This window comes from Kitasatospora sp. NPDC086791 (genome assembly GCF_040685975.1).
Lineage (GTDB): Bacteria > Actinomycetota > Actinomycetes > Streptomycetales > Streptomycetaceae > Kitasatospora.
This window is the reverse complement of sequence record NZ_JBFBOC010000007.1, coordinates 1-15583: the sequence shown is the minus strand read 5'-3', so window position 1 is coordinate 15583 and position 15583 is coordinate 1. Positions and strand designations below refer to the sequence as shown.

At 73.6% G+C, this 15583-nt stretch carries 10 protein-coding genes; 7 read left to right on the top strand and 3 right to left on the bottom strand.

The features are described 5' to 3' along the window. Window positions 1-11: 11 nt before the first annotated feature. On the bottom strand, window positions 12-1724 hold the full coding sequence (locus tag AB0Q99_RS12755) for a carboxyl transferase domain-containing protein (protein WP_363570902.1): 1713 nt from the start codon (window positions 1722-1724) through the stop codon (window positions 12-14). A 133-nt stretch (window positions 1725-1857) separates the two neighbouring features. Here AB0Q99_RS12755 and AB0Q99_RS12750 point away from each other — a divergent pair, with 133 nt between their 5' ends. Continuing rightward, window positions 1858-2580 (top strand): TetR/AcrR family transcriptional regulator, encoded by a 723-nt coding sequence (locus AB0Q99_RS12750; protein WP_363570900.1) that lies wholly within the window; start codon window positions 1858-1860, stop codon window positions 2578-2580. A 323-nt stretch (window positions 2581-2903) separates the two neighbouring features. Beyond that, a complete protein-coding gene (locus AB0Q99_RS12745) occupies window positions 2904-6920 on the top strand; it encodes an ABC transporter ATP-binding protein (RefSeq protein ID WP_363570898.1) in 4017 nt (1338 codons plus the stop codon). Window positions 6921-7003: 83 nt separating this feature from the next. Here AB0Q99_RS12745 and AB0Q99_RS12740 read toward each other — a convergent pair whose 3' ends face one another. After that, complete coding sequence (locus tag AB0Q99_RS12740; protein ID WP_363570896.1) at window positions 7004-7975, bottom strand: ATP-grasp domain-containing protein; 972 nt, start codon at window positions 7973-7975, stop codon at window positions 7004-7006. Between the two features lie 124 nt (window positions 7976-8099). Here AB0Q99_RS12740 and AB0Q99_RS12735 point away from each other — a divergent pair, with 124 nt between their 5' ends. After that, window positions 8100-8645: an NUDIX domain-containing protein gene (locus AB0Q99_RS12735; RefSeq protein WP_363570894.1), complete on the top strand. Its 546-nt coding sequence runs from the start codon at window positions 8100-8102 to the stop codon at window positions 8643-8645. A 142-nt stretch (window positions 8646-8787) separates the two neighbouring features. Here the strand turns inward: AB0Q99_RS12735 and AB0Q99_RS12730 are convergent, their stop codons facing one another. Next, a complete protein-coding gene (locus AB0Q99_RS12730; protein ID WP_363570892.1) occupies window positions 8788-10098 on the bottom strand; it encodes a hypothetical protein in 1311 nt (436 codons plus the stop codon). A gap of 494 nt (window positions 10099-10592) precedes the next feature. Between AB0Q99_RS12730 and AB0Q99_RS12725 the strand changes: the two genes are divergently transcribed. The 4 genes from AB0Q99_RS12725 to AB0Q99_RS12710 all read left to right on the top strand — a co-directional run bounded on the left by AB0Q99_RS12725 (window position 10593) and on the right by AB0Q99_RS12710 (window position 15247). Then, window positions 10593-12122, top strand: coding sequence for an APC family permease (locus AB0Q99_RS12725; RefSeq protein ID WP_363570891.1), 1530 nt, complete (start codon window positions 10593-10595; stop codon window positions 12120-12122). A 271-nt stretch (window positions 12123-12393) separates the two neighbouring features. Then, a complete protein-coding gene (trpS, locus tag AB0Q99_RS12720; RefSeq protein ID WP_363571259.1) occupies window positions 12394-13416 on the top strand; it encodes a tryptophan--tRNA ligase in 1023 nt (340 codons plus the stop codon). A 119-nt stretch (window positions 13417-13535) separates the two neighbouring features. Continuing rightward, a complete protein-coding gene (locus AB0Q99_RS12715) occupies window positions 13536-14498 on the top strand; it encodes an LD-carboxypeptidase (RefSeq protein WP_363570889.1) in 963 nt (320 codons plus the stop codon). 74 nt (window positions 14499-14572) lie between these two features. Beyond that, window positions 14573-15247: a nucleoside/nucleotide kinase family protein gene (locus tag AB0Q99_RS12710; RefSeq protein ID WP_363570887.1), complete on the top strand. Its 675-nt coding sequence runs from the start codon at window positions 14573-14575 to the stop codon at window positions 15245-15247. The last annotated feature ends 336 nt before the right edge of the window (window positions 15248-15583 follow it).

The following is a 15583-nucleotide window of genomic DNA, read 5'->3' as shown; positions in this document are numbered from 1 at the left end:
CTGCCGGGGCGTCACATGCGGAAGACGCCGTAGGGGGCGGGCGGTGCCAGCGGGGCGTTGGCGCAGGCGGTCAGCGCGAGGCCGACGGCGGTGCGGGTGTCCATCGGGTCGATCACGCCGTCGTCCCAGAGCCGGGCGGAGGCGTAGTAGGCGTTGCCCTGGCGCTCGTACTGCTCGCGGACGGGGCGCTTGAACTCCTCCTCCGCCTCGGTCGGCCACTGCTCGCCGTGCGCCTCCAGCTGGTCGCGGCGGACGGTGGCGAGGACGGAGGCGGCCTGCTCGCCGCCCATCACGGAGATCTTGGCGTTCGGCCACATCCACAGGAAGCGGGGTGAGTAGGCCCGGCCGCACATCGAGTAGTTGCCGGCTCCGTACGAGCCGCCGATCACCACGGTCAGCTTCGGGACGCGGGTGCAGGCGACGGCGTTGACCATCTTGGCGCCGTGCTTGGCGATGCCGCCCGCCTCGTACTGCCGACCGACCATGAAACCGGTGATGTTCTGCAGGAAGAGGAGGGGGATGCCGCGCTGGTCGCACAACTCGATGAAGTGGGCGCCCTTGAGCGCCGACTCGGAGAACAGCACGCCGTTGTTGGCGACGATGCCGACGGGGTGGCCGTGAATCCGGGCGAAGCCGGTGACCAGGGTTGCGCCGTACTCGGCCTTGAACTCGGCGAAGCGGCTGCCGTCCACCAGGCGGGCGATCACCTCGCGCACGTCGTAGGGCGTGCGCGGGTCGACCGGGACCGCCCCATACAGGCCCGCCGGGTCCACGGCCGGCGGCTCGACCGGGGCGAGCGGCCAGGGCCCGGCCGCGCGCGGGCCGAGTCCGGAGACGATCGTGCGGACGATGGAGAGCGCGTGGGCGTCGTCCTCGGCCAGGTGGTCCGTCACGCCGGAGGTGCGGGAGTGCAGCTCGCCGCCGCCCAGCTCCTCGGCGGTGACCACCTCGCCGGTGGCGGCCTTCACCAGCGGCGGCCCGCCCAGGAAGATCGTGCCCTGGTCGCGGACGATCACGGCCTGGTCGCTCATCGCCGGGACGTACGCACCGCCGGCCGTGCAGGACCCGAGCACGGCGGCGATCTGCGGGACGCCCGCGGCCGAGAGCCTGGCCTGGTTGTAGAAGATCCGGCCGAAGTGGTCGCGGTCGGGGAAGACCTCGTCCTGCATCGGGAGGAAGGCGCCGCCGGAATCCACCAGGTAGATGCAGGGCAGCCGGTTCTCCAGCGCGACCTCCTGGGCGCGCAGGTGCTTCTTCACCGTCATCGGGTAGTAGGTGCCGCCCTTGACGGTGGCGTCGTTGGCGACCACCACCACCTCGCGTCCGGCGACCCGGCCGATGCCGGCGATCACCCCGGCCGCGGGCGCCGCGCCGTCGTACATCCCGTCGGCGGCCAGCGGGGCCAGTTCGAGGAAGGGCGAGGCCGGGTCGAGCAGGGTGTCCACCCGGTCGCGGGGGAGCAGCTTGCCGCGCGCGGTGTGCCGGGCACGGGACTTGGCACCGCCGCCCAGGGCGGCCGCGTCGAGCTTCGCGCGCAGCTCGGCGACCAGCGCCCGGTGCGCCTCGGTGTTGGCGCGGTAGGCCGCGGAGCCCGGATCGACCGAGGTGCCGAGCCGGGGCGCCGGTGCGGCGGCTCCGGGCGGTACGGCGGTCGGCGCCGCCGCGGTTCCGTTCGCAGAGCTGAGCTGGAGGCCGGTGGGTACGCCGGCGGTTGAGATGACCATTCCCAAGAGCTCCCTTGCCCTCGGCACCAGGTGGGCGCCGGAGGTGCTGCGCCCATGGAGTCCCACGTTAATTAACGTTAACTTACGTCGCCCAGGTTAACGACGGATAACCCGACTGTCTACGATGGGCGGCATGCCGAACGTCCCCGCAGCCTCCGCGCTCCCACGCCGCGACCAGATCCGCCGGGAGGCCGCGCGGCTGTTCGCCGCCCGGGGCTTCCTGGGCGTGGGCGTGGACGAGATCGGCAAGGCCGTCGGGATCAGCGGCCCCGGGCTCTACCGCCACTTCGCCGGCAAGGACGCGATGCTCGCCGATCTGTTGATCGGCATCAGCGAGCGGTTGCTGGAGGAGGGGCGCCGCCGGGCGGGTGGCGGCGACGGTCCGGCCGCCGCGCTGGACGCGCTGATCGGCGGCCACGTCGACTTCGCCCTGGACGACCGCGACCTGATCACCCTGCACGACCGCGAGCTGCTGAACCTCAAGGAGGAGGACCGCCGCACCGTCCGCCGGCTCCAGCGCGGTTACGTCGAGCTGTGGGTGGACGTGGTCCGGCAGGCCTACCCGGCGCTGGCCGACCCCGCCGCCGAGCCGGTGGCACGGGCCGCCGTGCACGCCGTCTTCGGCCTGATCAACTCCACCCCGCACAGCCTCGGCTCGAACCCCGGCCAGGGCGAGCGCTCCGGTCAGGGCGAGCGCCCCGGGCCGGGTGAGCGCTCCGGACTGCAGCGCGACGGCATGGCCGCCCTGCTGCACGCCCTCGCCCACGGCGCGTTCGCCGCCGCTGCCGATGCGGCCGTCGCGAGCCCGGTGGCCATGATCCCGGCGACCACGGGCCCGGCGACCGCGACCGACTGAGTCCGTCCGTTCCCGCCGTTCCCGCTGTTCCCGCAGGGCCCCTCGTTCGCGCACGCTTCGCTTCGCCTCGCCCGGAGGCCTAGGCCCAAAGGACGGTGCCTGCCCACCCCCGGTCGCTGGGCGTTCGGCGGATCGTCGGCGACCCTGGAGGCTAACGGCGGTCGACGGGTCGCGCGGATGTTCGAGCGGGAATCTCCGCAGGCTGCAGTCTGTTGCCCAATCCGCCGGACCGGACGATCCGGGCTGCCCCGGCCCGCCCCGAACCCACCCGGGGTCGGAAACGCCGTGGCGGCCACCCGACGAAATGGTTAGCATCCCTAAATATGCCTGAGACTCACGGATCCACGGTGGAGCAATCCCCGAGCGGCCCACCGGCCCCCGGCCCGACGACGCCGGAGGCCCCCGCCGTCGAGCGCGCCGTCGACCGCACCGATGAGCGCACCGCCGGAGCGGACGCCACCGACGGGCGCACCGAGCCCGCCAGCTGGCTGCGCCGCTTGGTCGGCTACAGCTGGCGGTCTCGCCGCAGCCTGCTGCTCGCCTTCGGCGCCTCGCTCCTCGGCATGGCCGTCACCGCACTGGTGCCGCTGGTCACCAAGCTGATCATCGACGACGTCATCGTCGCCCACACCCGCTCGCTGGCCCCCTGGGCGGTGGTGCTGCTGCTGGCCGCCGTCGTGGTCTTCGGGTGCACCCAGGTCCGTCGCTACTACGGCGGCCGGCTCGCCCTGGACGTCCAGCACGACCTGCGCAGCGACCTGTTCCGCTCGCTCGGCCGACTGGACGGCCACCGCCAGGACCGCCTGGACACCGGCCAGGTGGTCGGGCGCGCGACCTCCGACCTCCAACTGGTCAACGGCCTGCTCTCGATGGTGCCGATGATGACCGGCTACCTGCTGATGTTCGTCATGTCGCTGGTCGTGATGGTCTGGCTGTCCCCGCCGCTCACCCTGGTCGCCCTGGTGATGGCGCCCGCGCTGTGGTGGGTCTCCGTGTTCAGCCGCAAGCGCCTGTTCCCCTCCACCTGGGCCGCCCAGCAGGAGGCGGCCGCCGTCGCGGGCGTGGTGGACGGTGCGATCGGCGGCGTCCGCGTGGTCAAGGGCTTCGGCCAGGAGGCCCAGGAGCTGGACAAGCTGGAGCAGGCCTCCCACGACCTGTTCGCCGCCCGGCTGCGTTCGATCCGGCTCAACGCCCGCTACAACCCGGCGATGCAGGCGATTCCGGCCCTCGCCCAGGTCGCCGTTCTGGCCTTCGGTGGCTGGCTGGCCGTCGAAGGCCAGGTCTCGCTCGGGACCTTCGTCGCTTTCTCGACCTACGTCGCGCAGATGACCGGCCCGGTGCGGATGCTGACCATGATCATCACGGTCGGCCAGCAGGCCCGGGCGGGTGTGGAACGCGTCCTGCAGCTGATCGACGAGCGCCCGCTGGTCCAGGAGCGCCCGGACGCGCTCACCCTGGACTTCACCCCGCACGGCACCCCGCAGACCGGCACCCCGCACGGCACCCCGCAGACCGGCACCCCGCACGGCACCACCGTCGGCCCCCGGACCCCCGACGTCGCCCTGGAGTTCGACCGGGTCGAGTTCCGCTACGACCCCGAGCACCCCGCCCCCGTCCTGCACGGCCTCAGCCTGAGGCTGGCCCCCGGCGAGACCCTCGCCGTGGTCGGCGCCTCCGGCTCGGGCAAGTCGACGGTGGCCCAGCTGGTGCCCCGCTTCTACGATCCGGCCGCCGGCACCGTCCGCCTCTACGGCCACGACCTGCGCGACCTCACCCTGGACTCGGTCCGGGCCACGGTCGGCATCGTCCCCGAGGAGAGCTTCCTCTTCTCCGAGTCGGTCCGCACCAACATCGCCTACGGCCGCCCGGACGCCACGGACGAGCAGATCGTCGCCGCCGCACGCGCCGCCCAGGCCGACGAGTTCGTCCGCGCGCTCCCGGACGGCTACGAGACCAAGGTCGGCGAGCAGGGCCTGACCCTCTCCGGCGGCCAGCGCCAGCGGATCGCCCTGGCCCGGGCGATCCTCACCGACCCCCGGATCCTGCTGCTGGACGACGCCACCTCGGCGGTGGACCCGCAGGTCGAGGCGGAGATCCACGACGCGCTGCGCTCGGTGATGACCGGCCGCACCACGCTGCTGATCGCCCACCGCCGCTCGACCCTGCAGCTCGCCGACCGCATCGCCGTCCTGGACCACGGCCGGCTGCTGGACATCGGCACCCACGAGGAACTCGAAGCCCGATGTCTCCGGTACCGGGCCCTGATCACCGACCCCGAGGCGGGCCGCACCACCCAGCCCCCCGCCTCCGCGACGCCGACCGAGCCCCCCGCCGGAGCACCGGCCGGGGCACCGGCGGGAACCCCGACCGAAGCCCCGACCGGACCGTCGGCCAACCCGGCAGCCCCGGCCGCCCCGCAGCCGTCGACCCCCGTCCTCCCCACCCCCGTCCTCCCCACCGCCGCCCTGGCCAAGGCCGCCCGCACCGCCGACGCCGACCTGCTGGCCAAGGTCGCCGCCCTCCCGCCGGCCGCCGACACCCCGGCCGTCCCGCGCGCCGAGGCCGAGGCCGGCGACCCCGACTTCACGCTGAGCCGCCTGCTGCGCCCCTTCCGCGTCCCGCTGCTGATCGCCCTCCTGCTGGTCTCGCTGGACGCGGCGGCCGGCCTGGTCCTGCCGGTGCTGATCCGGCACGGCATCGACGAGGGCGTCCGCAAGGGCCTGATGTCCGGCGTCGCGGTGGCCTCGCTCACCGCGCTGGTCGTGGTGCTGCTGGACTGGGCGGTGCAGGGCGCCGAGAACCGGATCAGCGGACGCACCGGCGAGCGGGTCCTCTACACGCTCCGGCTCAAGATCTTCGCCCACCTCAACCGGCTCGGCCTGGACTACTACGAGCGCGAGCTGACCGGGCGGATCATGACCCGGATGACCACCGACCTGGACTCGCTGACGTCCTTCCTGCAAACCGGCATGGTCACCGCCGTGGTCAGCCTGCTGACCTTCGCCGGGATCTTCGCCGCCCTGCTGATCATCGACGCCGGCCTGGCCCTGGTGGTGTTCGCCGTGCTGCCGCTGCTGGTGATCGCCACGCTGGTGTTCCGCAAGAAGTCCAAGGACCAGTACGAGCGCTCCCGCGACCTGATCAGCACCGTCAACGCCGACCTGCAGGAGAACGTGGCCGGCATGCGGATCGTCCAGGCCTTCCGCCGTCTGGACACCAACACCGACCGCTTCGTGGCCCGCGGCGAGGCCTACCGCGACGCCCGGGTCCGCGCGCAGCTGTACATCTCGCTCTACTTCCCGTTCGTCCAGTTCCTCTCCAGCGTGGCCGCCGCGCTGGTGCTGATCGTCGGCGCCGCGCGGGTCGACGCCGGGACGCTGACGGTCGGGGCGCTGGTCGCGTACCTGCTGTACATCGACCTGTTCTTCGCGCCGGTCAACCAGCTGTCCCAGGTCTTCGACGGCTACCAGCAGGCCTCGGTGGGCCTCGGCCGGATCCGCGAGCTGCTGCGCACCCCGACCACCACGGCCGCGGCGGCCGATCCGGTCCCGGTGCCCGAGAGGCTGCGCGGCGAGATCGACTTCGAGGGGGTCGGCTTCGCCTACAACGGCGGCGTGGACGGTGCCCCGACCGTGCTGACCGACGTGAACCTGCACATCCCGGCCGGGCAGACGGTGGCACTGGTCGGTGAGACCGGCGCCGGGAAGTCGACGCTGGTGAAGCTGGTGGCCCGGTTCTACGACGCGACCGAGGGCACCGTCCGGGTGGACGGGGTCGACCTCACCCGCTACGACCTGGCGCAGTACCGCCACCGCCTGGGCGTGGTGCCGCAGGAGGCCTACCTGTTCGCGGGCACGGTCCGCGAGGCGATCGCGTACGGTCGACCGGGCGCCTCGGCGGCCGAGGTGGAGGCGGCGGCCCGGGCGGTCGGCGCGCACGACATGATCGTCCGGCTGTCGGGCGGCTACGACCACGAGGTGGCCGGCCGCGGCCGGAACCTCTCGGCGGGCCAGCGCCAGCTGATCGCGCTGGCCCGGGCCGAACTGGTCGACCCGGACGTCCTGCTGCTCGACGAGGCCACCGCGGCGCTCGACCTGGCCACCGAGGCGGCGGTCAACCACGCCGCGGACCGGCTCAGCGGCGGTCGCACCACCCTGGTCATCGCCCACCGCCTGACCACCGCCGAGCGCGCCGACCGGGTGATCGTGCTGGACCACGGCCGGGTGGTCGAGGACGGCACCCACACCGAACTGCTCGCCCTGGGCGGCACGTACGCCCGGCTCTGGCAGGCGTTCATCGCGGACGGTCACCCGGCGGTCGAGACCGTCGCCGCCGGGTAGCCGGCCCGCCCGGCAGCCGGCAGCGGCCCGGCGCCGGGGCCTTCCGTCCGGCAGCCGCCCGGCGGCCCGTCCCGCGACGGCCGTCAGGCGGTGATCAGCGAGGTCAGCAGCCCCGACGGGTCGGTCCCGTGCGGGAGGCCGCTCACCTGTCCGTCGCCGACCTCGACCACCCGCCAGCCGGAGCCGTCGGCCCGGTTGGCGAGGTCGGTGGTGACGAAGCGGCAGCCGAGCGTCCGGACCAGTGCCCGGACGTCGGTGAGGTCGGGCCGGACGCTCCGGCGCGGGGCGTCCGGGTGCGGTCCGACCAGGACCGGCCGGCCGTCCAGCCACCACACCCGGGCCTCCACGGCCCGCCCGCCCGCACCCGGCCCGCCGTCCTCGCCGACCGTGCCGCTCCCGTCGGTTCCACCGGCCCCGATGCCCCCGGTACCCTCCGCGCCGCCGTCGGCCCGCTCGAACTCCTCGTAGCGCCGCAGCACCACCCCGCCGGCCAGGAACTCGCCCTGCAGTTCGACGAACCGCTCCACCACCCGGCCGAGGGCCGGCAGGTCGGCCAACTCGGGTACGTAGCAGGCTTCGTGCCACTCGTGCTTGCGTGACTTCACGTAGTCCTTGACGATCGCCGGGCCGCTCCCGCCGATCCGGGCCGCGGCCGCCGCCAGGTCCTCCGGCTTCGGCACCACCAGTCCGTCGGACGGGATCCACGCACTGTCCGGCGTCGCCCCCTCGAACACGCCGTACCAGCCAGGCAGTTCGTGCGCCGTCGCGTAACCGGCCGCGCTGGTCAGCAGGTTGCCGCCGCGCGCGGTGAGCGCGGCGGCGAAGTCCGCGTACCGGGCGGAGGGGAGCATCCAACCCCGGTACCAGAGCGGGCCGCTGCCCCGCGGCACCCGCCGGACCGCCTCCTCGGCCCGCCCGGCGAGCAACGCGTCGTGGTCCACCAGGTGGTGCTCGCCGCCCGACTCCCGCAGCAGCCTGGCCTCCCAGACGAAGTGCGGATCGGGCCGACGCGGGTCGAGTGGATCGGCGGGGAGGATGATCGCGGGAGCGGGCATGGCCGTCAGGGTACGGCGCAGGGGCCGGTCCCGCCCCGCGCCGGGCGGCTCGGAACCGTCGAACGCCGGATCGGAGGGGCGAATCCGCTCGACGCCCCCGGGGGGCCGCTGCGAGAGTGATCCGATGCGAAATCCGATGCGCAAGCTGCGGCGACCCCGCGAACGCGTGCCCCGGCAGGCGGCCCGCACGGTGGTCCTGGACGGGAACGGCTCGGTGTTCCTGCTCCGTTCGGACGACGAGGAGGTCGGCGTCCACTGGACCATGCCGGGCGGCGGTCTGGAGCGGGGCGAGACCCCGTGGGAGGGGGCGCGGCGCGAGCTGTGGGAGGAGACCGGCTGGACCGACCTCGAACCCGGCCCGCTGCTCTGCACCTGGGAACACGACTTCACCTGGCACGGGACCCCGGTCCGCCAGCACGAGCACATCTACCTCACCGGCGGACCGCACCGCGGCCCGGTCGGCGACGTCAGCGCGGTGCACGCCGTCGACCAGATCCTCGAATGGCGCTGGTGGACCCCGGCCGACCTCGCCGACGAGCAGGCCGACGCGCTCTGGCCGCCCCGGCTTCCGGAGCTGCTGGACGCCGTCCGCCCCGGTCGGGCCGCGGACGGACCGCCGCCGGTGCCCGTCGACCTCGGGTACGTCCCGAACGCGCCGAGGGTCCGCTGACCACTGGCCGCCGACCACTGACCGCCGACCACTGACCGCCGACCACTGACCGCCGACCACTGGCCGCCGATTGCTGACCGCCGACCGCCGGCACCGGCCCGGGACGCGCCCCGCGAACCGGGCCAGGAGCGACCAGGACCGGCTACGGCTGCCCGCCGCGCCGACCCCGGGCGGCCGGACAGGGCTCCCAGCCGTGCAGTTCCAGCTCCCGGTCGTGCAGCGCGCTCGGGTTCATCAGCACCGTCAGCCGACTGCCGGGGAGCTGGGCGAAGCTGAGCCCGGTCGCGGCGAGCAACTGCTCGGTGGACACCGAGACGGCGATGGCGGGGCGCCAGGAGGGCAGCACCACCAGGCTGGTGCCGCGCCCGACCCGGATCGGCTCGGCCGGCACCCGGACCGGCACCCGTTCCTCGGGCCGGCCGACGGAACCGGGCTGGCCGGGGCTGCCACCGATCAGGATGCCGAGCGGCGGCTCGGCGTGCGGTGCTTCGGCACGCGGCGCCCCGGCGGGTGAGGTGCCGGTGCCCGGGGTGATCGCGGTCGTGGTGTCGGCGCCGAACGGCACCTGAGCCGCCATCGTGCCCGTCGCTTCGGCGAGTTCACCCGTCCACGCGGCGGTCCCGTGGAGATCCGTCCCGGCCCGGGCGGTCGCGGCCGTCTCCCGTGCGGTCGCCTCCTGCCCGTCCGGGGCGGTCCGCGGGTGCATCCGGCGCAGTCGGCGCGAGGGCGAGGGCCGCCGGGAGCCCGGGGGCCGCAGTTCTTCGCGTGGCGGACGCCGTGTCGACGGGGACGGACCGTCCTCCGGCGGCGCGGCGGCCGAGGGGAACCGGACGAACCCGACCTCGACCCCTCTCCCGGTCCCGGTCCCGGTCCCGACCTCCACCTCCGTGCCGTCCACGGCCTCGGCTCCGACTCCGGCCCCGGCCTCCCGGCCGTCGTCGGGGACGAGGACGGCCGGCGCATCCGCACCGTCCCCGGTCGCCTCGCCGAGCAGCGCCTGCACCTCCGCGACCGGCCGACGGCACGCGGCCGCCAGCTCGGCGACCGAACGGCCCTGGGCGCGCGCGGCCCGCAGCCGCTCGGCGAACGCCGACCGCAGGCGGGCCGCGGTCGGATCACCGTTGGCAGGGGAGGAGTCCGTCGCAGGGGCCACCGCCGGAAGGACAGACGCGTCCGCGTCGTCCCGGCTGCGCGGCCGGGGCACCGAGTCGGGGCGGCAGGCGGAGCCCGGTCCGACCACCCCGCCGGCGGAGCCGGTCGCGCTGGTCGTGCCGGTTGCCCCGGTCGTCCCGGTCGTGCCGACCTCGCCGACGGCCGCGATCGAGCACACCGGGACGGCCGCGACGGCCGTGACGGTCGCTCCGGGTACGGAGGGCGGGGACGAGGCCCCGGCGTTCTCCCCGGGAGGACCGGGCAGGGACGGGGCGGGTGCGGTGGGGTGGAGCGAGGTCATCGGCGGGCCCTTCGGGGGACGGTCCCGACGATCCTCCCGCACGGCGCGACCAGCTCCAAGTGCCGATTTCGGCGGTGTCCCGGAGACGCCCGCGAAGATCACCGCAAGACCGCCGGAGGACCACCGCAGGACCGCCGCGGAGCTCGCCGAAAGAGCCCGACCGCACCGCCGTGGCACCGCCGCCGGGGCTCCACCACCGGAGCGTCCCGGCCCGTTTCCCCGACCCTCGTCGACGGTCCCCGGTCAACTCCCGGGCCCGACGGTGCGTGGGTGGACGCCGAGGGAGGTCTGGGGGAGATCCGAAAGGAGATCCGGAGGGGGGAGGCAAAAGTCAGGTCATCGTACGTGCATAAAATCACCAAGAGTTGGTCTATTCAACATTCCGTGTCCGCACTTAGAGTGCGCTGGTGTTTGATCAGCAGCTCTCAGAGCACACGAGCAGCGGCCGGGCAATGGCGCCCGGCGCTCCGCAGGGTGCCCCGGTCAGTGGTGCCATGGATGGAGTCCCCGACCAGGGGACGGCCGGGGGAGCGGGTGACAAGGGCCTACGGGGCGGCTCGGTGGGCCTGCTGAGCAGCGTGGTGCTGGGCGTCTCGACCGTCGCCCCGGTCTACTGCCTGACCGCGACGCTCGGCCCGACCGTCACCGCGGTCGGCGTTCGGATGCCCGCCGTGTTCCTGGCGGGCTTCCTGCCGATGCTGCTCGTCGCGTTCGCCTACAAGGAGCTGAACAAGGACTTCCCGGACTGCGGAACGTCCTTCACCTGGACGGTCAAGGCCTTCGGCCCCCGGGTCGGCTGGATGGCCGGCTGGGGACTGACCGTCGCGACCATCATCGTGCTCTCCAACCTGGCCGGGGTGGCGACCGACTTCCTCTACCTGATGCTCGGCGAGATGACCGGCAGCGGCTGGGTCGCCGATCTCGACCAGAACAAGGCCGTCCACCTGCTCACCGTGGTCCTGCTGATCGCCGGTGCCACCGCGATGAGCTACCGGGGCATGACCGCCACCAAGTGGTTCCAGTACGGTCTGGTCGGCCTCCAGCTGGCCGTGCTGCTGCTCTTCTCGGCGATCGCCATCGGCAAGGCCGCCGCGGGGGACCTGCCCGACTCGATCGGCTTCTCCCCCTCCTGGCTCGACCCGTTCCAGGTCGGCTCGTTCAGCGCGTTCACGGCCGGACTGTCACTGTCGATCTTCATGTACTGGGGCTGGGACACCTGCCTGACCATGAACGAGGAGACCCTCGGCAGCGCCAAGACCCCCGGCCGAGCGGCGATGATCTCCATGGTCACCCTGGTCGGCTCGTACCTGCTGGTCGCGATCGCCGCCCAGATGTTCGCGGGCGTCGGCACCACCGGCAACGGCCTCGGCAACCCGGAGACCGCCGACAACGTCTTCGCCGCGCTCGCCCGTCCGGTGCTCGGCTCGCCGTGGAGCATCCTGCTCTTCCTGGCCGTGGTCGCCAGCGCCGCCGCCATCCTGCAGACCACCTTCATCCCGGTCGCCCGGACCCTGCTCGCGATGAGCGCCTACCGCGCCGTGCCGCCCCGCTTCGGCGCCGTCCACCCGCGCTTCCGCACTCCCGGCTACGCCACCGTCGCGGCCGGCATCGCCACCGCCGTGTTCTACGTCGGCATGAGCCTGATCAGCGAGAACGTCGTCCAGGACACCATCCTGGCGCTCGGCCTGATGATCTGCTTCTACTACGCGCTGACCGCCTTCGCCTGCGTTTGGTACTTCCGCCGCTCGCTGCGCACCGGCCCGCGCGACCTGCTGCTCAAGGGCATCGCCCCGCTCCTCGGCGGGGTGCTGCTGAGCGCGGTCTTCCTGCAGACCCTCACCGACGCCTGGGCCCCCGACTACGGCAGCGGTGCCGTCCTCGGCATCGGCTCGGTGTTCGTCATCGGCGTCGGCATCCTGCTGCTCGGCGCCGCGCTGATGACCTGCTACGGCCTGGTGCGGCCGGAGTTCTTCCGCGGCGAGACGCTGCGCAGGGAAACCCCCGCGCTGGTGGTGGAGGACTGACGCTACCCTTGGGCGCATGAAGCGCTTCGTGGGCCTGTGCTGGTGGCCGTCCTAGGACGGCCACCAGCACTCGCCTGACCAGGGCCGTCCGGGATGGACGGCCCTGTCGCGTTTCCCCGCTCTCCCGCGGGACGGGCCCTCGCCCGGACGGCCGCCACCACCGCCGTACCGAGGAGAAACCGTGACCGCCGAGACCATCGCCGCTGCCACCGGAACCGCCACCAGCACCGCCGCCACCAGCACCACTGCTGCCTCCGCCGCCGGATCCGCCGTGGCTGCGCCCGCGCTCGTCGACGACCCGACCGCCCACCGCGTCCTCACCGGGGACCGCCCGACCGGCCCGCTCCACCTCGGCCACTACTTCGGCACCCTGCGCAACCGCGTCCGACTGCAGGACCAGGGCGTCGGGATGTTCGTCGTGGTCGCCGACTACCAGGTCATCACCGACCGCGACATCGCCGACCGGCTCGCCGAGCACACCGAGAACCTCGTCCTCGACTACCTCGCGGCCGGCCTCGACCCCGAACGGGCCACGATCTTCGCGCACAGCGCCGTCCCCGCCCTCAACCAGCTGCTGCTGCCCTTCCTCAGCCTGGTCAGCGTCGCCGAACTGAACCGCAACCCCACCGTCAAGGACGAGATCGCGCACTCCCGCCAGTCCGCCGTCAACGGGCTGATGTTCACCTATCCCGTCCACCAGGCCGCCGACATCCTCTTCTGCAAGGCCGACCTCGTCCCCGTCGGCCAGGACCAGCTGCCCCACCTCGAAGTCGCCCGCACCGTCGCCCGCCGCTTCCACGAGCGCTACCCGCACGCCGACGGCAGCGCCGTCTTCCCCCGCCCGCAGGCGCTGCTCTCCGACGCCCCGATGCTGCTCGGCACCGACGGCGGAAAGATGAGCAAGAGCCGGGGCAACGCCGTCGCCCTCGGCGCAGACGAGGACGAGACCGCCCGGATCATCCGCGGCGCCAGGACGGACGCCGACCGCCGCATCGGCTACGACCCGGTCGGCCGCCCCGAGGTGTCCGGCCTCGTGCTGCTCGCCGCCCTCTGCCAGGACCGCGCACCCGAAGCCGTCGCCGAGGAGATCGGCGACGGCGGGGCCGCCGTGCTCAAGCGCGTCGTCACCGAATCCGTCAACGAGCACCTCCGCCCGCTGCGCGCCCGCCGCGCCGAACTCGCCGCCGACCGCGGCCACCTGCGGCAGGTCCTGCGCGACGGCGCCGAGCGCGCCAACGTCGTCGCCGAGGCCACCCTGAGGGAGGTGCGGGAGGTGATGGGCGCCGTGATCTGAAGAGCCCTCACCCCGGCGACATCGGCCGGTCGACACGGGGGCATATGGTCACCGGGCGGCCGCGACCACACAGCGGCCGCCCGTACCCCCGCTCCCGCGCCCGAAAGGCGGCCCGGCCCATGGACCAGCACCCGACCACACCCGGCCAGGGGCTGACCCGCCCGCCGCACCTGCGCCCCGGCGACCACATCGCCGTCGTCGCCACCAGCGGCCCGATCGAACCCGAACGCCTCACCGCCGGCTGCGCGATCCTCCGCTCCTGGGGCCTGCGCGTCACCGTCGCCCCGCACGTCCTCGACACCCACCCCACCCTCGGCTACCTCGCCGGCACCGACGCCGACCGCGCCGCCGACCTCCAGGACGCCTGGCTCGACCCCACCGTCGACGCCGTCATCTGCGCCCGCGGTGGCTACGGTGTGCACCGCATGGTCGACCTGCTCGACTGGACGGCGATGCGCGCCGCCGCGCCCAAGCCCTTCATCGGCTTCAGCGACGTCAGCTCCCTGCACGAGGCCTTCGCCCAGCGCCTCGGCCTCGCCACCCTGTACGGCCCGCTGGCCGCCGGCGCCTCCTTCGTCTCCGACGGTCCCACCGCCGAGCACCTGCGCCGCACCCTCTTCGACCCCGCCGCCACCACGGTCCTCACCTCGCCCACCGCCGCGCCGCTCGTCCCCGGCCGGGCCCACGGCGTCACCGCCGGAGGATGCACCCACGTCCTCGCCTCCGAACGCGGCACACCCGCAGCCCGGCCCTCGTACGCCGGCAGCATCCTGGTGCTCGAGGACGTGAACGAGCACCCGTACCAGCTGGACCGCCTGCTCACCCAGTTCCTGCGCTCCGGCGCCCTCGACGGCGTGGCCGGCATCGCCCTCGGCTCCTGGGAGGGCTGCGGACGGCCCGAGCGGGTCCGCGAGGTGATGCTCGACCGGCTCGGCGGGCTCGGCATACCGGTGCTCTGGGAACTGGGCTTCGGGCACTGCCCGTCCACCCTCACCGTCCCGCTGGGCGTCCCCGCCCTGCTCGACGCCGACGCCGGCACCCTCACCCTCGACCTGCCCGCCCTGGCCGAGCGGCCGCTCTGACCACCGGACGACCGCGCTGACCACCGAGCGACCGAAGGCCCCACTGCTCGAACCCCGGTGAGTAAGGTGCGGCCATGAACGAGGACCGCCTCACCGCCCTAGCCCTCGGCTTCCTCCGCGGCCCGGGCAGCAACGCCCGCACGATCCTCGGACTTGCCGGCCCGCCCGGCGCCGGCAAGTCCACCCTGGCCCGTCGCCTGGTCGCCGAGGTCGAGCGCGTCGAAGGACCCGGCACCGCCGCCTACGTCCCGCTCGACGGCTTCCACCTCTCCGGCACCCAGCTCGACCGCCTCGGCCTGACCCACCGCAAGGGCGCCCCGGCCACCTTCGACGCCCACGGCTACGTCGCCCTGCTGCGCCGCATCGCCGCCGACCGCTTCCAGGACATCTACGTCCCCGACTTCGACCGCACCCTGGACGAACCGGTCGCCGCCCGCCACGTGGTCCGCCCGCACACCCGCCTCGTCATCACCGAGGGCAACTACCTCGCCTCCTCCGACACCCCCTGGCCGGACGCCCGCCGCCTGCTGCGCGAACTCTGGTACGTCCACACCGAGGACGCCGTCCGCGAGGAGCGTCTGCTCGGCCGTCACCGCGACGGCGGCCGCGACGAGGCCACCGCCCGTCGTTGGGTCACCGGAAACGACCATCCCAACGGCGAGTACGTGAAGCCCGGCCGGGCCCTCTGCACCCGGACCGTCCCCGGCACCGGGTTGCCTCCGGCGCCGGACAGGGGTAGTGTTCTCTAGTCGCTCGACAGGGAGCACCGGACGCGCATCAGCGTGGACGGCCCGGGGCGGCCAATCCTCTGAAACACCACTTCCCAGGTTCGGGCTGGGTCGCGTGCGCATTTCTGCGTCGCGGCCTGGCGCTTATGTGGCGTGCTCGTTTTATCGGATTGCGGCGGATTCGCTTTTCGGAGTACGGATCGGCTAGAGTTTGAAACGTCGGACAGGGCGTCAAGCCCCGGAAGACACCGGCGAGTTGGATGAACGAAGCCCCGGAAACGGAGCGGAAAACGTCTGATAAGCTGGAAACACGAAAGAACGAAGCCCGGAGGGTCCGCTGGAAGGCGGTCCGAAGGA